Source organism: Claveliimonas sp. (genome assembly GCF_037273965.1).
Classification (GTDB): domain Bacteria; phylum Bacillota; class Clostridia; order Lachnospirales; family Lachnospiraceae; genus Claveliimonas; species Claveliimonas bilis.
The window spans coordinates 1-18,931 of the sequence record NZ_JAYAZJ010000092.1 but is presented as its reverse complement, the minus strand read 5'-3'; the positions used below and the strand labels follow the sequence as shown (position 1 = coordinate 18,931).

The window sequence follows — 18,931 nt, the reverse complement described above, 5'->3', positions numbered from 1 at the left end:
GAGGGACTATGTTAATTGTAAAGAAGTTCGGCGGTTCGTCCGTCGCAGACAGAGAAAGGATATATAATGTGGCAAAACGCTGCATTGAGGACTACAGGAAGGGGCATGATGTGGTAGTTGTACTCTCGGCCATGGGAGACACCACAGATGATCTGATCGCCCTTGCCCAGTCCATTAATCCGGAACCGAAAAAAAGAGAGCTTGACATGCTTATGACAACAGGAGAGCAGGTGTCTGTTTCTCTGATGGCAATGGCTATGCATGCAATGGACGTTCCGGCGGTTTCACTGAATGCATTTCAGGTAAAAATGAATTCCACTTCCCGTTATGGAAATGCCAGGTTTAAGTCTATAGACAAAAAGAGGATCCTGCATGAGCTGGATTCCCGGAAAATCGTAATTGTGACAGGATTCCAGGGAGTGAACAAATACGAAGATATTACCACGCTGGGAAGGGGAGGTTCTGATACAACAGCGGTTGCCCTGGCGGCAGTCCTCAACGCAGACCTGTGTGAGATTTATACCGATGTGGACGGAGTCTATACGGCAGACCCCAGAGTGGTGAAAAATGCAAGGAAGCTGGAGGCGATCACTTATGATGAGATGCTGGAGCTTGCTACATGCGGAGCAAAGGTTCTGCATAACCGTTCTGTGGAAATGGCGAAAAAATACGGGGTTGAACTGGTAGTAAGGTCCAGTCTGAACCGCAGTGAAGGAACAATTATTAAGGAGACAGTAAAGATGGAAAAAATGTTGATTACAGGCGTAGCCGGTGACAAAAATACTGCAAGGATCTCGGTGATGGGAGTAGAAGATAAGCCGGGGATCGCATTCCGGATCTTCAATACACTTGCGAAAAACAATATTAATGTGGATATCATTCTGCAGTCTGTAGGGAGAGAGGGGACAAAAGATATTTCCTTTACAGTTGCCCAGGATGAGTTGAAACGTGCTCTGGAAATTCTGGAAGAACACAAAGAAGCGCTGACTATTCAGGAGATCAGCTATAATGAAAAAGTTGCGAAGATTTCTGTAGTAGGTGCGGGAATGATGACGAATCCGGGAGTTGCCGCGAAGATGTTCGAATCTCTTTACAATTCCCGAATTAATATCAGTATGATCTCAACTTCAGAGATCAGAATTACCGTTCTGATCGATGAGAAGGATATTGACGAAGCTATGAATGCGGTTCATGACGGATTTGCTCTTGCGCTTGTGGAGTAAGAGCGAAGCCGTATGGCTGTGATCAGGAAGGATCAGACTTTTTTAGAACGTGAATCTATGAAGCCGAGAGCGATCTGCCGGTCTTCAGGAGCAAGGGTGCGGAATTTAGAAATAAATTCCGTTTCTTCTTTTGTCAGATAAATCCTGTTCTCTGTTGCCCGGTCAACGCCAAGACGGAAGAAATTCTTATCTTCCTGGATCTGTACAGAATGGTCTGACTCCATGAAGGAAGAGAGCTCTCTGCTGACAAGGTCATCAAGAGAGAGGTGATACAGGCTTGCAAGACGGATCAGGGAATCCAGATCCGGCGAACGTTTCAGATTTTCATAGTTGGAATAAGCCTGTCTGGAGATATTGAGAAAAGCACCCAGATCGTCCTGGGTGAGCCCGTACGCTAAGCGCAGATATTTGAGATTTCGTGCAAGTTGAATGTTGGGCATTGCTATACCTCCGTTTTAAAGTATCTTTAGTATAGCAATTAACCTGACAAATGGGGCGTTATGCAACAAAACGAAAAATAAAGCGAAAAAGCAACAAAATGTTGCAAATATTATTTTTCTGTTTTGCTTAAGGTACTGTTGTGGTAAAGAGAGGAAAAAGTGACATCCTCACCGAACCAGGACGGCGGCTGGAAGTTTTCTGCCATTTCCTCGGAAGGAAATTCTACTTCGGCCAGAATGAGAGGGGAAAGGTCATCCTGAAAGACATCCAGTTCTATGAAAAGGTTGTTGTCTATAGGAATGACATGGCGGAATTTACGAATGAGCCTTCCGTCGATTTTTGACCGCAGATGTTCATAGGCACTGGAAGTGAGAGGAAGATTGTATTCCTCCCGCACCATGAGGCCTTTTGATTTATAGGTGAGGAAGAAACTGTCATCATCCCGGCGGATGCGTACAACGGGATCCGTGCAAAGGTATCCCTGCTCAATGCGCCTCGTTTTTATGATATTCAGATCAGACGGAATTTCCGGGATCAGATATTTTTTCTCGATTTCCATATATGTCTCCTTTTTACTTTTTTTGTGAGTTGCCGTGAACTGTAACTATCATAATCCATAAAAAGACAGTTGTAAATAAATTGCTTTTTCAGAAGCAGTCTGATACTATAAATGCAGAAGATAAAAGGAGGAATCACTATGAAAAAAGCGGCGGTGTTACTGGCGGATGGTTTTGAGGAAATTGAAGCGCTCACAGCAGTAGATCTGCTTCGGCGTGCAAGGATATATGTGGATACCGTATCCATTTCAGACGACTATATGGTCCATGGAGCTCATGGCATCAATGTGCAGACAGAAGATCTGTTCGAGGAAGTAAACTTCGCTGAATTTGACATGATCATTCTGCCCGGGGGAATGCCGGGAACAAAGAACCTGGAAGAGCATAAGGGAGTACTAAGAGTAGTAAAGGATTTCCACGAAAATGGAAAATATATAGGGGCGATATGTGCCGCACCGGGAATACTGGGCGCAATGGGCATTTTGAAAGGAAAGAGAGCTGCCTGCTATCCGTCGGTGGAAGAGAGACTTTCCGGGGCTGTTATCATGAAAGTTCCGGTTATTCAGGATGGAAATATCATCACCAGCCGGGGTATGGGAACAGCGATTGATTTCGCTTTGAAGCTGATCGAGGTTCTTACAGATAAACTGAAGGCGGAGGAGATAGCGGACTCCATTATTTATCTAAAATAGAGTCTAGCCATTTTACATAGTTTGTGTTATACTCTATGAATGAGTGTAAAGCTGAAGAGCCTGCAAAATATGCGGCGCCAGACCGTATAAAAAGAGCAGGATAGAAACAGGAGGAAATGATTCATGAGTTTACAGGTAGAGAAACTGGAAAAAAACATGGCGAAACTTACAATTGAAGTTTCTGCAGATGATTTAGAAAAAGCGCTTCAGAGTGCGTATAACAGACAGAAATCCAAGATCAGCATCCCGGGATTCCGGAAAGGAAAAGTACCGCGCCAGATGGTAGAGAAAATGTATGGCGCAGAGATTTTCTACGATGACGCTGCAAACGCCCTTCTTCCAAAGGCTTATTCTGAAGCCTATGACGAGTGTGGTCTGGATATTGTTTCCCAGCCGAAGATTGACATTGTACAGATCGAAAAAGGGAAACCGTTTATTTTTACAGCGGAAGTGGCAACAAAGCCGGAGGTAACTCTTGGAGAATATAAAGGGCTGAAGGTTGATAAAGTTTCCAATCGCGTGACACAGAAGGAAATTGATGCAAAACTGCAGGAAGAGGCAGAGAAAAACGCAAGAACAATTACAGTAGAAGACCGGCCGGTACAGGACGGAGACGAAGTAATCCTGGATTTTGAAGGATTTGTTGACGGAGAAGCGTTTGAGGGAGGAAAAGGAGAAAATTATCCTCTGACAATCGGATCCGGTTCCTTTATTCCGGGATTTGAGGAGCAGCTTATCGGAGTAGAATCCGGCAAGGAGACAGAAGTCAATGTAACATTCCCGGAGGACTACCATGCAGAAGATCTGAAGGGAAAGGCTGCTGTATTCAAATGCACGATTCATGAGATCAAGGCAAAAGAGCTGCCGGAGATCGATGATGAATTTGCAGCAGAAGTTTCCGAATTTGATACATTAGATGAATATAAGGCTGATATCAAAGCAAAGATCAAAGAACAGAAGGAAAAGGAAGGAAAATCCAAACAGGAAGATCAGGCTGTAGAACAGGCTATTGCAAATGCTTCCATGGAGATTCCGGATGCGATGATCGATACACAGGCAAGACAGATGCTGGATGATTTCTCACAAAGAATGGCACAGCAGGGACTTACCATCGAGCAGTACTATCAGTTTACAGGATCAAGCGCAGAGAAGATGATGGAAGATCTGAAGCCGCAGGCAGTAAAACGGATCCAGACACGTCTTGTTCTGGAAGCAATTGCGAAAGCAGAGAATATTGAGATCAGCGATGAAAAGCTGGACGAAGAGATTGCAAAAATGGCGGAAGCCTATAAGATGGAAGCTGACAAGCTGAAAGAATACATGGGCGAAGCAGAAAAGAAACAGATGAAAGAAGATATGGCTGTACAGGAGGCAGTAACCTTCCTGGTAGAAAACGCAGTGACAGAATAATACATTGCGGCAGACAGTAAAAAATAGGAGGAATTTACATGAGCTTAGTACCTTATGTCATTGAACAGACCAGCCGTGGAGAGCGTTCCTACGACATTTATTCCAGATTGCTGAAAGACAGGATCATCTTCCTTGGGGAAGAGGTGACAGATGTATCTGCAAGTGTGATCGTTGCGCAGCTTATGTTTCTGGAAGCAGAGGATCCGGAGAAAGATATCCATTTGTATATCAACAGTCCGGGCGGTTCTGTTACAGCAGGAATGGCAATTTATGATACAATGCAGTACATCAAATGCGATGTGTGCACATATTGCATTGGTATGGCGGCAAGTATGGGTTCTTTTCTCCTTGCAGGAGGCGCAAAGGGAAAAAGATTTGCCCTGCCTCATGCGGAAATTATGATTCATCAGCCGTCTGGCGGAGCACAGGGCCAGGCGACAGAAATCCAGATTGCAGCGGAGCATATTTTAAAAACCCGTGAAAATCTGAATCAGATCCTGGCAGAGAATACAGGACAGCCGATTGAAGTCATCCGTGTGGACACAGAGAGGGATAATTTTATGTCCGCAGAGGAGGCAAAGGCATATGGGCTGGTAGATGAAATTATCGCAAGCCGTAAATAGAACAGGGGGATAGGCATGCCGGGGATATCTCCCCTGGTCTGCCTGTCCTTTGTTTGTCTTAGAAAGAAATAGTTGAAGAGGTGAAGAGATGGCAGGAAGAAACGACGATCAGATCAGATGTTCATTCTGCAATAAAACGCAGTCACAGGTCCGCAAGCTTATTGCCGGTCCGGGCGGCGTCTATATCTGTGATGAATGCATTGATGTATGTGCAGAGATCATGGAAGAAGAGTTTGAATATGAAAATACCAGAAATATCAACCCTTTTGATGATATCAATCTTCTGAAGCCGGAGGAGATCAAAGCTTTTCTTGACGAATATGTGATCGGACAGGAAGAGGCGAAAAAGGTGTTGTCTGTTGCAGTATATAATCATTATAAACGTATTATGGCAGAGAAGGATCCGTCCGTTGAGCTGAAGAAGAGCAATATTCTGATGCTGGGACCGACAGGATGCGGAAAGACGCTTCTGGCCCAGACACTTGCCAAAATTCTTAATGTTCCTTTTGCTATCGCGGACGCGACGGCGCTTACCGAGGCCGGATATGTGGGAGAAGATGTGGAAAACATTCTCCTTAAGATCATTCAGGCAGCAGACGGAGATATTGAGAGGGCGGAATACGGGATCATTTATATTGATGAGATCGATAAGATCACAAGAAAATCAGAAAATCCCTCCATTACCCGTGACGTTTCAGGCGAGGGAGTTCAGCAGGCACTTCTGAAGATCATAGAGGGGACGGTTGCAAGCGTGCCCCCACAGGGAGGCAGAAAGCATCCTCATCAGGAACTTTTACAGATTGATACAACAAATATCCTTTTCATATGCGGCGGGGCTTTTGAGGGCCTGGAGAAGATCGTGGAGAAAAGGATTGATCAGAAATCCATTGGATTTAATGCGGAGATTGCGGAAAAACACGAAGATGATATTGACCGCCTGCTGAAGCAGGTGCTTCCGCAGGATCTGGTAAAATTCGGGCTCATTCCTGAACTGGTGGGACGTGTTCCGGTAACAGTATCTCTGGAAATGCTGGACCGCAATGCGCTGATCCGCATTCTGACAGAGCCGAAGAGTGCGATTGTAAAACAGTACCAGAAAATGCTGGAACTGGATGGCGTGGAGCTTACCTTTGACAGGGATGCGCTGGAAGCAATTGCGGATATCTCGTTGAAGAGAAAGACCGGAGCGAGAGGACTCCGTGCAATTATGGAGAATATCATGATGGATACTATGTATCATGCCCCATCAGATGAGACGCTGAAAGCTTGCCGTATTACGAAAGCAGCCGTAGATGGAACAGGTACTCCTATCTGCGAACATGATCATTTACAAATAGAAAGTGCATAAACAAGGGGGCGGGCACAAGCTTGATTGTGCCCGCTTTTATGTCAGATAGGGCAATCCTGTACAGAATCGAAGAGAAAATCACGGAGGATGACAGATGAGTAAAGAAGTAAAGAGCCTGCCTATGGTGGCACTTCGGGGGATGACAGTTCTTCCGGAGATGGTGACACATTTTGATGTGAGTCGGGAACGTTCCATACAGGCTATAGAAGAGGCGATGCAGGAAGAGGGACAGAAAGTCTTTCTGACAGCGCAGAAAGATATTGAGGATGAGGAGCCGGGAATGGAAGATCTTCAGCAGATCGGAACCATTGCTTCCATCCGCCAGGTGATCAAGCTTCCCAGAAATCTTCTGCGTGTGTTGATTTCAGGGGAAAAACGGGCTGTGATCAATACCATTGAGTTCACCGATCCCTATATGAGAGCGAATGTAACAGTGATCGACAATGTCAATGAGACACCGGAGCTGTCGACGGACAGTGAGGCAAACAGTGCGAATCTGGAAGCCATGGCAAGAGGGCTGAAAGAAATTTACATGGAATATGTGATGCGTCTGCCCAAATATCCTAAAGACATGATAAAGCAGATACAGGAATACACAGAACTTTGTCAGGTAGTAGATCAGATTGCGGCAAACGTACCTCTGGAACAGAAGGATCTGCAGGAACTCTTAGAAGAGCCGGATCTTTTAAAACGCTATCAGATGCTGGCGTTCAAGCTGGTAAATGAGATGCAGATCATGGATATCAAGGAAGAGATACAGAAGAAGGTTAAAGAAAGAGTAGATCAGAACCAGAGAGAGTATATTTTAAGAGAGCAGCTGAAACAGATCAGAGAAGAGCTGGGAGAGGACAATACAATCTCAGATGCAGAAGAATTTGAAGCGGCTGCAGCAAAATTAAAGGCGTCAAAGGAAGTAAAAGAAAAACTGCAAAAGGAGATCAACCGCTTTAAAAGCTCTATGAACAGCCCGGCAGAAAACGGCGTGATCCGCACTTATATTGAGACCATGCTGGAGATGCCCTGGGATAAAGCGGTGAAGGATCATAAGGATATTGCATATGCGAAGAAGGTGTTGGAAGAGGATCACTACGGACTGGAGCAGGTAAAGGAAAGAGTGCTGGAATTTCTGGCAGTCCGTGCTCTGACAAGAAAGGGAGAAAGTCCGATCCTTTGTCTGGTGGGACCTCCGGGAACTGGAAAGACTTCCATTGCCAAATCTCTGGCGCGTGCTCTTAAGAAGCCCTATGTCCGCATTTCTCTTGGGGGAGTGCGGGATGAAGCGGAAATCAGAGGACACCGGAAAACCTATGTAGGAGCCATGCCGGGAAGAATTGCGGCAGGTCTTCGAAGTGCGGGAGTAAAAAATCCCCTTATGCTTCTGGATGAAATCGACAAAGTGAGCAATGATTATAAAGGAGACACTTTCTCCGCTCTTCTGGAAGTGCTGGACGGAGAACAGAATTATCGTTTCCGGGATCATTATCTGGAAGTGCCTATTGATCTTTCTGAAGTTTTGTTTGTAACTACTGCCAATACGCTGCAGACCATACCCCGGCCCCTTCTTGACCGTATGGAAGTGATCGAGGTTTCAAGCTATACAGAAAATGAGAAGATGCACATTGCCATGGAGCATTTAATCCCAAAACAGTTGAAGAAGCATGGGCTGAAAAGCGAACAGCTCCATATCAGCAAAGGCGCTGTGTGGAAAATGGCAAGAAATTACACGAAGGAAGCAGGAGTAAGACAGCTGGAGCGAAAAATCGGAGATATCTGCAGAAAGGCGGCCAGGGAGATACTGGAAAACAAAAAGGATACAGTCCGTGTAACAGAGAGCAGCCTGCATAAATATCTGGGAAGAGAGAAATATACATACCAGAAGGCAAATCTTACGGATGAAGTAGGAATCGTCCGCGGTCTTGCATGGACCAGCGTAGGAGGCGATACGCTGCAGATTGAAGTTAACGTGATGCCGGGAAAAGGAGAGATGATCCTGACCGGGCAGCTGGGAGATGTAATGAAGGAATCCGCCCGGACAGGCATTACCTATATTCGTTCCATCGGCAGGGAATATGATATTGCGGAGGACTTTTTTGAAAAGCATGATCTGCATATTCATATTCCGGAAGGCGCAGTTCCAAAGGACGGCCCATCCGCCGGGATTACCATGGCGACTGCTATGCTTTCGGCTGTTACAGGGCAGAAGGTGCGTGCAGACATTGCCATGACAGGAGAAATTACCCTTCGGGGAAGAGTACTTCCAATTGGAGGTCTGAAAGAGAAGCTTCTGGCGGCGAAGAGTGCAGGAATGAAGACAGTTCTTGTGCCAGAGGAAAATAAGGAGGATGTGGAAGAACTGTCTTTGGAGATTACAAAAGGGCTGGAGATCATACCGGTATCTCATATGGAGGAGGTACTTCGCAGAGCCTTTGACATAGACCAGAAAGAGTAGACGGGGTCTTCAGCTGCAAAAGCTTTATAAGGAAAGAAGAGGACAATAAAATGATCATAAAAAAAGTAGATTTGGAAACTGTATGCGGTATTACCAGTACTTTGCCGCAAAATACCAGGCCTGAGATTGCATTTGCCGGCAAGTCTAATGTCGGCAAGTCTTCTTTGATCAATGCGCTCATGAACCGGAAGTCTTTTGCCCGTATTTCCGCTACGCCGGGAAAGACTCAGACCATCAATTTTTACAATATCAATGATGAGATATATCTTGTGGATCTGCCGGGATACGGATATGCGAAAGTGTCCCAGAAGGAAAAGGAAAACTGGGGAAAGATGATCGAAAAATATCTTCATACATCCAAACAGCTGCAGGCAGTATTCCTGCTGATCGATATCAGACATGAACCATCAGCAAATGACAAAATGATGTATGACTGGATTGTCAGCCAGGGATGTCATCCCATCATCATTGCCACCAAGATGGACAAGCTGAAGCGAAGTCAGGTAAGCAAGCATATCAAAATGGTAAGGCAGGGACTTGGACTTTTGCCGGAAACCAGGCTGATTCCCTTTTCTTCTGTTACCAAGCAGGGGAGAGAGGAAATATGGAATCTGGTAGAAAGAGAAATTCTGCAAAGTTCTGATGAGGAGTAGGAGGGTGCTGAAATGGAAATGAATGTCAGGGAAAGACTGAATGACCACCGCCCTTACTGGAAAGTAGTAGTAAGCCTTGCCTTCAGCCTTCTGGGAACGGTTTTGTTTGTTTATATTGGTATAAAGGCACTTCTCTATTTTATGCCATTTGTGATCGGATGGTTTCTTTCATTTATTGTAAGTCCTCTGGTTGTATGGCTGGAAAAGCGGTTGAAAATTGTAAAGCGGTTGGGATCAGCCCTTATTATTATTCTGGCGCTGGCAATCTGTGTCGGAGTGATCTATCTCATCTTCAGTCGCCTTTGGAGAGAGATTACAGTTTTAATCGAGGATTTCCCATCCATGTATCGGGATCTGGAAGCGGGATTCAGAGTAATCGGGGAGAAGACATCGCAGTTTTTTGAGATTCTTCCGGGCGGTGTACAGGAAGGGCTGCAGACCTTTGTACAGAATCTTGATGAAACAGCAGGAAATCTGGTTGGAGGGATCAGCCAGCCGACGGTGGAGGCCGCCGGTAATATTGCAAAGAGGATTCCGTCTATTTTGATATCCACTATTGTAACGATTATTTCAGCTTACTTTTTTATTGCAGATCGGGAGGGCGTTATCATCTGGGCAAAGTGTATCTTTCCTTCTCCTATTGTAAAGCGCATGACAATGGTTATGGATAATCTGAAATATGCAGTTGGCGGATATTTTAAGGCACAGTTCAAGATTATGGCAGTTGTATTTGTCATTCTTCTTTGCGGTTTCGGTATTATGGGAATGCATTTTTCCATTCTTCTTGCCCTTGGTATAGCATTTCTTGATTTCCTGCCGTTTTTCGGCACCGGTACTGCGCTGATACCCTGGGCATTATATGAACTTTTGACCGGGGATTACAGGAGAGTGGTAGGACTTCTGATCCTGTATGCTGTTACACAGATCGTGCGGCAGCTGATTCAGCCAAAGCTTGTGGGAGACAGTATTGGTTTAAATCCGCTTTTTACCCTTGTACTTCTCTATGCAGGCTACAAAATGGGAGGACTTTTTGGAATGATCTTTGCAGTGCCTTTAGGTATGATCGTGGTGAACCTTTATCAGGCAGGAGCCTTTGATTATATATTGGATGATGTGAAAATTCTGGCAGAGGGCATCATAAGCCTTCGGGAAGGAGACTAGGATTATATGACAATTGAAAAGATTATCAAAAGATCCGGGCAGGAGGAGGTCTACTCCCCGGACAAGATCATGCAGGCAATGGAAAAGAGCTTTCTCTCCTGCGAGGATCCGGCTGCTCCGGGGGAGTTGGAAGAGCTGCTTGGCCTTGTAGAACGTAAAATGGAACAGGATAAGATCCGAAGTGTGGAGGAAATTCAGGACAAGGTAGAAGAAGCTCTGATGGAGAGAGGACATTTTAAAGAAGCCAGAGCTTATATCCTTTACCGTCAGAAACGGACAGAGCTTAGAAAAGTAAGGAATGAACTTGTCAGCCTGGTGGGGATGGAGCAGCTTTCAGAAGTGCTTGCCGGGATTCAGAAAACCTATCCTTCAGATGTTTATCCGCTTTCAGCGCTGGCAGGCAAATTTGCCGGTTTTATGAAAAGTCAGATGACAGCAGAGGAAAAACTCTCTGCTCTTGTGAAGGCAGCAACGGAACTGACAAGCCAGGAGGCGCCAAAGTGGGAAAATATTGCCGGGAATCTTCTTGCTTTTCAGTTTAACAGCCGTTTGAAAAAGGAGGAGGAAGACCGAAAACTTTGGAGCCTTTATGATAAGATCCGCTATCTTACAGCGGAAGGGCTGTATGGAGCGTTCATTCTGGAAAACTATTCGCGGGAGGAAATCTGTGAGGCAGAATCTTATATCCAGCCCCAAAGAGATCTTCTTTTTACATTCTCAGGGCTGGAACTTCTCATTAAGAGGTATGTGATCTGTACACATCAGCATGTACCGCTGGAAAGTGTGCAGGAGATGTTTCTTGGCATTGCCCTTCATCTTGCCATGAAGGAGAAAGCAGACAGGATGTCCTGGGTAAAACGGTTTTATGATATGCTCTCAAAACTGGAAGTGACGATGGCAACGCCGACTCTGTCCAATGCAAGGAAGCCTTTCCATCAGCTCAGTTCCTGTTTTATTGATACTGTGCCTGACAGTTTAAAGGGAATTTTCCGCTCTGTAGATAACTTTGCACAGGTCAGCAAATATGGCGGCGGAATGGGGCTGTATTTCGGGAAGGTTCGTGCGGCCGGAGGGTCGATCCGGGGATTTGAAGGCGCAGCGGGCGGTGTGATACGCTGGGTGAGGATTGTCAATGATACAGCAGTAGCGGTAGACCAGCTGGGAGTGAGAGCCGGGGCTGCCGCAGTTTATCTGGATGCATGGCACAGGGATCTGCCGGAATTTCTTCAGCTGCGTACCAATAACGGAGATGAACGGATGAAAGCCCATGATGTGTTCCCGGCAGTATGTTATCCGGATCTTTTCTGGAGAATGGTACGGGAAAATATGGATCAGGACTGGTATCTGATGTGCCCTCATGATATTTTCCTGATAAAAGGATATTGTCTGGAGGATTACTATGGTGAAGAGTGGGAGAAACGTTATTTGGACTGTGTCAATGATTCCCGCATTACCAAGCGTGCCATCAATCTGAAAGAACTGGTAAGGCTGATCATCAAATCTGTGGTGGAGACAGGCACGCCTTTTACGTTCAACAGAGATATTGTAAACCGGGCAAATCCGAATCCTCACAGAGGAATCATTTACTGCTCCAATCTGTGTACGGAAATTGCCCAGAATATGGCGCCTATTTCTACGGTAAGTACAGAGATTAAAACAAAAGAAGGGGATACGGTTGTTGTAAATGAGACAAAGGCAGGAGATTTTGTTGTCTGCAATCTGGCCTCCCTTTCCCTTGGCAATCTCCCGGTAGAGGATGATGACTATATGAGGGAGACCGTGCGGACAGTGGTGCGGGCTTTGGACAATGTTATCGATCTGAATTTCTATCCGCTTCCGTACGCCAAAATTACAAATCAGAATTACCGTTCCATCGGTCTTGGTGTCAGCGGTTATCATCATATGCTGGCGAAGAATCAGATCGGCTGGCAGAGCGAAGCACACCTTGCTTTTGTGGACACTCTGTTTGAAAAGATTAATTATGCTGCAATAGAGGCAAGTTCCGATTATGCAAAGGAAAAGGGAAGCTACCGCTATTTTGAAGGATCTGACTGGCAAAACGGAGACTATTTCCGGAAGAGAGGATATGACTCGGAAAAATGGAAGGCCCTGGAGAAAAAGGTAGGGGAACAGGGGATGAGGAACGCTTATCTTCTCGCTGTTGCGCCTACCAGCTCTACCTCTATTATTGCAGGAACAACAGCCGGTATTGATCCGGTTATGAACAAGTATTTCCTGGAAGAGAAAAAAGGAGCTATGCTTCCCAGGGTGGCGCCGGATCTTAGTATGGATACTTATTGGTATTACACCAATGCTCACCACATTAACCAAGAGTGGTCTGTGAGAGCCTGCGGCGTGCGTCAGCGGCATATCGATCAGGCGCAGTCTATGAATTTTTATATTACCAACGACTATACCATGCGGCAGGTGCTGAACCTGTATCTGCTGGCATGGGAGAGCGGCGTAAAAACGGTATATTATGTGCGTTCCAAATCGCTGGAAGTAGAAGAATGCGAATCCTGCTCCTCTTAAGGGGCAGGATTGTTTGGCAAAAGAGGAGGAAGAAAAATGCAGGAATTTGATGTAACAAAACCGCTTCCCCATAAACCGTTGTTTAATCCAAATGGGGATACGGAAGTGTTAAAAAGGCGGATGATCGCCGGAAATACGACAAATCTCAATGATTATAATAATCTGAAATATCCGTGGGTATCAGACTGGTACCGTCAGGCAATGAACAATTTCTGGATTCCCGAGGAGATCAATTTATCTCAGGATCTGAAAGATTATCATAAGCTGCTTCCCCAGGAGAGAAAGGCCTATGATAAGATCCTTTCTTTTCTTGTGTTTCTGGATTCTATCCAGACAGCCAATCTTCCATGTGTAGGAGAGTATATTACGGCAAATGAGGTAAATCTGTGTCTGAATATTCAGACCTTCCAGGAATGCGTTCATTCACAGTCTTATTCCTATATGCTGGACAGTATCTGTTCACCGGATGAGAGGATGGATATTTTGTATCAGTGGAAAACCGATGAGCACCTTCTGGCAAGAAACACGTTTATCGGAAACTGTTATAATCTGTTTCAGGAAAAAAAGGATGCTGCGACGCTGCTTAAGGTTATGATGGCCAATTATGTTCTGGAGGGCGTGTATTTCTACTCCGGATTTATGTTCTTCTACAATCTTTCAAGAAACGGGAAAATGCCGGGATCTGCTCAGGAGATCCGCTACATCAACCGGGATGAGAATACACATCTGTGGCTGTTCCGCAGTATTATTCTGGAGCTTCGCAAGGAACATCCGGAGCTGTTTACAGATGAGATGGTAGATGAGCTGCGGGAGCTTCTGAAGGAAGGCGTGAGACAGGAAATCGCATGGGGACATTATGTTATCGGCGATGACATCCCCGGGCTGAACAGACAGATGGTGACAGATTATATACAGTATCTGGGAAATCTCAGGTGGACTTCTCTGGGATATGAGGTGTTGTATCCTGATCAGGAGAAAGAGCCGGAATCCATGAAATGGGTATCCCAGTATTCCAATGCCAATATGGTAAAGACAGACTTTTTTGAGGCAAGATCAACAGCTTATGCCAAATCAACAGCATTGGTAGATGATCTGTAAAATAAAGTGAGAATGGTTTTCAAAAAATACACAGAAGAAGTATTGCAAAATACGCTGGCAGGGTATATAATATAGAAGAAATACCAATAGGGGGTATGAAAGAAAGGAGACCCTGGCAGATGAAGAAAGAAAAATATAATGTTACCGGGATGACCTGCGCAGCTTGCCAGGCAAATGTAACCCGATGTGTACAGAAATTAGAAGGGGTGGAGGAGGTAGATGTCAGCCTCCTTGCCAATCAGATGACAGTTCGTTATGATGAGACGAAACTGGATAGAGAAACGATTCTGCAGTCCGTGCAGGGAATTGGCTACGGCGCCTCCCTGACAGGGGCAGATGCAAAAGACCGGTCCGGAGGATTCCGGAGTGAATGGGAGAGCCGGCAAAGCCGGGCTGAGGAGGAACGACGGAGTATGAAAGTACGTCTGACCGCTTCGGTTATTCTGCTGATTCCGCTGATGTATGTAGCCATGGGAGCGATGATGGGACTTCCGGTACCTGGAATATTGACAGGTATGGAAAATGCGATGATCTCAGCTCTGACACAGCTTATTCTCACGATTCCGATTCTTGTACTGAACCGAAAATTTTACAAAGTAGGGCTGAAAGCACTGGTAAAGCGCGCTCCCAATATGGACTCGCTGGTAGCCATCGGATCGGGAGCCTCTCTGGTTTACGGACTGTTTGCCATGTACCGCATGGCGTATGGATTCGGTCATCAGGACATGGCACTGGTGCACGAGTACGCACATGCCCTTTACTTTGAATCTTCAGCGATGATACTGACCCTTGTGACAGTGGGAAAATATCTGGAAGCCCGCTCGAAATCCAAGACTTCGGATGCTCTTGGAAAGCTGGTGGATCTGGCGCCGAAAAATGCAGTGGTCCTCCGGGACGGCAAAGAGATGACAATTCCGGCAGAGCAGGTAGCGGCAGGTGACACAGTAGTGATACGCCCCGGAGAGAGCATACCGGTAGATGGTATTGTGACAGAGGGGTATGGCTATGTGGATCAGGCGGCGATTACAGGCGAGAGTATACCGGTGGAGAAACAGCCCGGCGATACAGTGATTTCCGCCACCATAAATAAAAACGGAACCTTCCGGTTCCAGGCTTCTAAAGTAGGGGAGGATACTACTCTTTCCCAGATTATCCGTCTGGTGGATGAAGCGGGAAATTCCAAAGCCCCGATTGCAAGAATGGCTGATAAGGTCAGCGGCATTTTTGTTCCTGTGGTGATCGGAATTGCTGTTTTGACAGCTGTGGTATGGATCCTGGCCGGACAGACCTTTGAATTTGCTCTTTCCAATGCCATAGCAGTTCTGGTGATTTCCTGCCCCTGTGCCCTTGGACTGGCAACGCCCGTGGCGATCATGGTAGGAACCGGAAAAGCGGCGGAGTACGGTATTTTAGTGAAATCAGCAGAAAGTCTGGAAAATCTTCACTCCATTGATACGGTCATTTTGGATAAGACGGGAACGATCACTTCCGGACATCCCCAGGTGACAGACATTGAACTCTTAGATGAGAGTATGGAAGAACAGGAATTTCTTGCCCAGGCAGCAGCGGTGGAAGCAGGGAGCGAACATCCTCTTGCCCAGGCAGTGGTGGAGAAGGCAAAAAGGGATGGACTGGACATTCCGGAAGTTAAGAATTTTGAAGCAACAGCCGGCCGGGGAGTTCGTGCAGAGGTAAAGGGACAAAGCTATATAGCCGGGAATCTGGCGTTTATGAAGGAAGAGCAGGCGCTGGGAGAAGGAGTGGACGCCAAAGAAGTGCAAAACAAGATGGAGAAATTTGCATCTCAGGGAAAGACACCTCTTCTTTTCGCAAGAGAAGGATGCGCCGCCGGCATTATTGCTGTGGCAGATACCGTCCGGGATTCCAGCCGTGAGGCAATCCGGCAATTCCGGGAAATGGGTCTTCATGTTGTCATGCTGACCGGAGACAACAAGGTGACTGCTGAAGCGATCCGCCAGGAGCTGGATATTGAAGAAGCTGTGTCTGATGTGCTTCCGACGGAAAAGGAGGCGTGTGTCCGCTCTTATCAGGAGAGAGGGCATAAGGTTGCCATGGTGGGAGACGGAATCAATGATGCGCCGGCTCTGACACGGGCAGACATCGGTATTGCCATTGGGGCAGGTACGGATATTGCCATTGAATCAGCTGATGTGGTATTGATGAAGGATTCTCTTCAGGATGTGGTGACCGCAATTGAACTTAGCAAGTCGGTGATCCGCAATATACACATGAATCTTTTCTGGGCATTTTTCTATAATATTCTGGGGATCCCCGTGGCGGCCGGAGCACTGTTCCCGGCTTTCGGACTTCGCCTAAGTCCGATGATCGGTTCGGCAGCCATGAGCCTAAGCTCTGTGTGCGTTGTTACCAATGCCTTAAGGCTCCGGCTTTTTGGGTCCAGCCGCAGTGAAAATGAAAGAGAAAGCAAGATTCAGGAGGCAGCCGGCGCAGATATGCAGGCCGCTGACGTGGATATGCAGAATAAAAACCAAGATGAAAATGAGAAAGGAAGTATGGTCATGAAAAAGAAACTGATTGTAGAAGGTATGATGTGTGCACACTGTAAAATGCATGTGGAAAAAGCACTTGCAGCAGTAGAAGGCGTAAAAAGCGCCCAGGTCGATCTTGACAAAAAGCAGGCTGAAGTAGAGCTGTCGGCAGATGTGGCTGATCAGGTTCTGATGGACGCGGTGAAAGAAGCCGGCTATGAACCGGTAAGCTGCACGGCAGAGTAAGAGAAGGCCCCAGAGCAGAAAGGAATGACCGTATAATGAAAGAAGAATCATTTAAGACAAAGGAGATTTCCCTTGCAGAATTTGAGGGAATACGGATCGGACATGCTTCCGACGAAGAGACAGCGACAGGCTGTACTGTTCTGATTGCCGAAGAAGGAATGGCAGCGGCTGTAGATATAAGAGGAGGAGGACCGGCGTCCAGAGAGAGCGCTCTTCTGGAGCCGCTGGCTTCCACAGAGATGATCCATGCCATCGTACTGAGTGGAGGAAGCGCCTTTGGCCTGGAAGCCGGATGCGGCGCAGCGAAATTTCTGGAAGAAAAAGGAGTCGGATTTGAGACCGGGTACGCCAAGGTTCCCCTGATCTGCCAGTCCTGTATTTATGATCTGGGGATCGGGCGTGCCGATGTGCGTCCGGATCTTCAGATGGGATATCTGGCCTGCCAGGATGCTTACGAAAGGGATCAAAGGACTGCAATGGGAAATGTAGGTGCAGGAACAGGAGCTACTGTCGGAAAGGCTATGGGAGCAGAGCGGATGATGAAATCAGGTCTTGGAAGCTACGCTGTGCAGGCAGGAGAATTGAAAGTAGGAGCTCTTGTTGTGGTAAATGCTCTGGGAGACATCTATGACAGTAAGACTCATGAGAAGATAGCAGGCATGCGGAATGCAAAAGGAGACGGATTCGAAGATGGCGAGCAGGCATTGCTGTCCGGCATTGCGCAGCAGGAAGGGGACAATCTCTTTACCGCAAACACCACCATTGGAATCGTCATCTGTAATGCAGATCTGAATAAAATGCAGTTAAAGCGAGTGGCATCTGCTTCCCATAACGGATATGCCAGAACGATCCGCCCTGTGCATACATCTGCTGACGGCGACAGCATTTATGCGGCAGCAGTTGGAAGCAGCCGGATAAATGCCAATGTAGATATGGTAAGTCTCCTTGCGGTCCATGCAATGGAAAATGCGGTAAACAGAGCGGTCCTTTCGGCAAAGAGCCTGCACGGAGTACCGGCTGCGGAAGATATTTTACAAAGGATAAAATAATCGGAAAAGTATAGAGCCGGAACATTTTATTTCTCGGTAGGGAAGAGTATGATCTGTCCGGCCAGAAGACGGTACATCTGATCTGCAAGAACCGTTCTGTCCAAGGTGTTCCGGCTGATATTTTCCATTAAAAGCCCGGCAATGCCGTAAGTATAGAAATCCAAAGCTACTTTCAAATCATGATAATTGATGGGGATTTCAGAGGCTTTGTTTTGATACATTTCTTCCATGTAACTGCGGAAAGTGTGAAAAAGTAAGTTTTCCATGCTGTCCCTTTGACGGGAGTCTAAGAGGCGCTGGATAAAAGTATGATTTTCGATGGAAAAGTCTACAAACAGATAGAGAGCATCCTGGACAGAGGGTGCAGACAGACAGCATTCCATAAGACGATCAGCTGAACTTTGGAGTATATATTCGATAACATCAAGGATATCGCGAAAATGATAGTAAAAGGCCTGACGGGAAATACCGCATTTCTCTACCAGGTCTTTAATTGTGATTTTGTCTATGCCTTTTTTGCCAGTCATTTCGAGAAAGGTATGGGCAATTTTTTCTTTCAAATTTTCAGTCAAGTATACTTCCTCCTGTTGTAAAAGCACTGAAAGACAACAGCTGCTTTTATATCTGTGTTATTTTCCCGCCCTCCATCAATATGAAAAATCATAACATAGAAAAAAAGAGCTGTCCAGATATCTTCTTTACAGATGCAGCAGGCTGTCTAGTCATTTGAAAAAGATTGATAATGGAAGAAGAAAAAAGAAGGTGATAAAGTAAATAATAGAAACGGAGGGATGAAGCATGAAGATCGGTCAGGGCATTTTTGCGGCAAAGCTTTATGAACTGGAATGTCAGTATGAGCAGTTTCAGGGAAGAATGAAAGTTTGCCAGAATGAGGATCATCGAAGAATCCTGGAGGAAATGCGCCAGATGCGGAATGAG

Annotated in this window: 15 protein-coding genes; 12 read left to right on the top strand and 3 right to left on the bottom strand. The window is 46.2% G+C overall.

Features of this window, described 5'->3' with window-relative positions:
* Positions 1 to 8 precede the first annotated feature (8 nt).
* Positions 9 to 1,223 carry an aspartate kinase gene (locus WJ238_RS08665; RefSeq protein WP_230105610.1) on the top strand — a complete coding sequence of 405 codons (1,215 nt, stop codon included), beginning with the start codon at positions 9 to 11 and terminating at the stop codon, positions 1,221 to 1,223.
* 32 nt (positions 1,224 to 1,255) lie between these two features.
* Here WJ238_RS08665 and WJ238_RS08660 read toward each other — a convergent pair whose 3' ends face one another.
* Entirely contained in the window at positions 1,256 to 1,663 is a 408-nt protein-coding gene (locus WJ238_RS08660) for a helix-turn-helix transcriptional regulator (protein WP_230105611.1), read from the bottom strand.
* A gap of 110 nt (positions 1,664 to 1,773) precedes the next feature.
* Positions 1,774 to 2,223, bottom strand: coding sequence for a CYTH domain-containing protein (locus tag WJ238_RS08655; RefSeq protein ID WP_230105612.1), 450 nt, complete (start codon positions 2,221 to 2,223; stop codon positions 1,774 to 1,776).
* A 138-nt stretch (positions 2,224 to 2,361) separates the two neighbouring features.
* Here WJ238_RS08655 and WJ238_RS08650 point away from each other — a divergent pair, with 138 nt between their 5' ends.
* The 11 genes from WJ238_RS08650 (at position 2,362) to WJ238_RS08600 (ending at position 17,992) form a co-directional block, all read left to right on the top strand.
* Positions 2,362 to 2,913, top strand: coding sequence for a DJ-1 family glyoxalase III (locus WJ238_RS08650; protein ID WP_230105613.1), 552 nt, complete (start codon positions 2,362 to 2,364; stop codon positions 2,911 to 2,913).
* A 123-nt stretch (positions 2,914 to 3,036) separates the two neighbouring features.
* Entirely contained in the window at positions 3,037 to 4,323 is a 1,287-nt protein-coding gene (gene tig / locus WJ238_RS08645; RefSeq protein WP_230105614.1) for a trigger factor, read from the top strand.
* Between the two features lie 38 nt (positions 4,324 to 4,361).
* Positions 4,362 to 4,946, top strand: coding sequence for an ATP-dependent Clp endopeptidase proteolytic subunit ClpP (gene clpP / locus WJ238_RS08640; protein WP_230105615.1), 585 nt, complete (start codon positions 4,362 to 4,364; stop codon positions 4,944 to 4,946).
* Positions 4,947 to 5,034: 88 nt separating this feature from the next.
* On the top strand, positions 5,035 to 6,294 hold the full coding sequence (gene clpX, locus WJ238_RS08635; protein ID WP_230105616.1) for an ATP-dependent Clp protease ATP-binding subunit ClpX: 1,260 nt from the start codon (positions 5,035 to 5,037) through the stop codon (positions 6,292 to 6,294).
* A gap of 94 nt (positions 6,295 to 6,388) precedes the next feature.
* Positions 6,389 to 8,743 (top strand): endopeptidase La, encoded by a 2,355-nt coding sequence (gene lon, locus WJ238_RS08630; RefSeq protein ID WP_230105617.1) that lies wholly within the window; start codon positions 6,389 to 6,391, stop codon positions 8,741 to 8,743.
* A 50-nt stretch (positions 8,744 to 8,793) separates the two neighbouring features.
* Entirely contained in the window at positions 8,794 to 9,396 is a 603-nt protein-coding gene (gene yihA / locus WJ238_RS08625) for a ribosome biogenesis GTP-binding protein YihA/YsxC (RefSeq protein WP_230105618.1), read from the top strand.
* A 12-nt stretch (positions 9,397 to 9,408) separates the two neighbouring features.
* Positions 9,409 to 10,557: a sporulation integral membrane protein YtvI gene (gene ytvI / locus WJ238_RS08620; protein ID WP_337606691.1), complete on the top strand. Its 1,149-nt coding sequence runs from the start codon at positions 9,409 to 9,411 to the stop codon at positions 10,555 to 10,557.
* 6 nt (positions 10,558 to 10,563) lie between these two features.
* Positions 10,564 to 13,089 (top strand): ribonucleoside-diphosphate reductase subunit alpha, encoded by a 2,526-nt coding sequence (locus tag WJ238_RS08615; protein WP_316265030.1) that lies wholly within the window; start codon positions 10,564 to 10,566, stop codon positions 13,087 to 13,089.
* 36 nt (positions 13,090 to 13,125) lie between these two features.
* Positions 13,126 to 14,187: a ribonucleotide-diphosphate reductase subunit beta gene (locus tag WJ238_RS08610; protein ID WP_230105621.1), complete on the top strand. Its 1,062-nt coding sequence runs from the start codon at positions 13,126 to 13,128 to the stop codon at positions 14,185 to 14,187.
* A gap of 119 nt (positions 14,188 to 14,306) precedes the next feature.
* On the top strand, positions 14,307 to 16,943 hold the full coding sequence (locus WJ238_RS08605; RefSeq protein ID WP_337606690.1) for a heavy metal translocating P-type ATPase: 2,637 nt from the start codon (positions 14,307 to 14,309) through the stop codon (positions 16,941 to 16,943).
* 35 nt (positions 16,944 to 16,978) lie between these two features.
* Complete coding sequence (locus tag WJ238_RS08600) at positions 16,979 to 17,992, top strand: P1 family peptidase (RefSeq protein WP_337606689.1); 1,014 nt, start codon at positions 16,979 to 16,981, stop codon at positions 17,990 to 17,992.
* Positions 17,993 to 18,018: 26 nt separating this feature from the next.
* Here the strand turns inward: WJ238_RS08600 and WJ238_RS08595 are convergent, their stop codons facing one another.
* Positions 18,019 to 18,564 (bottom strand): TetR/AcrR family transcriptional regulator, encoded by a 546-nt coding sequence (locus WJ238_RS08595; protein WP_230105624.1) that lies wholly within the window; start codon positions 18,562 to 18,564, stop codon positions 18,019 to 18,021.
* Positions 18,565 to 18,931: the final 367 nt, after the last annotated feature.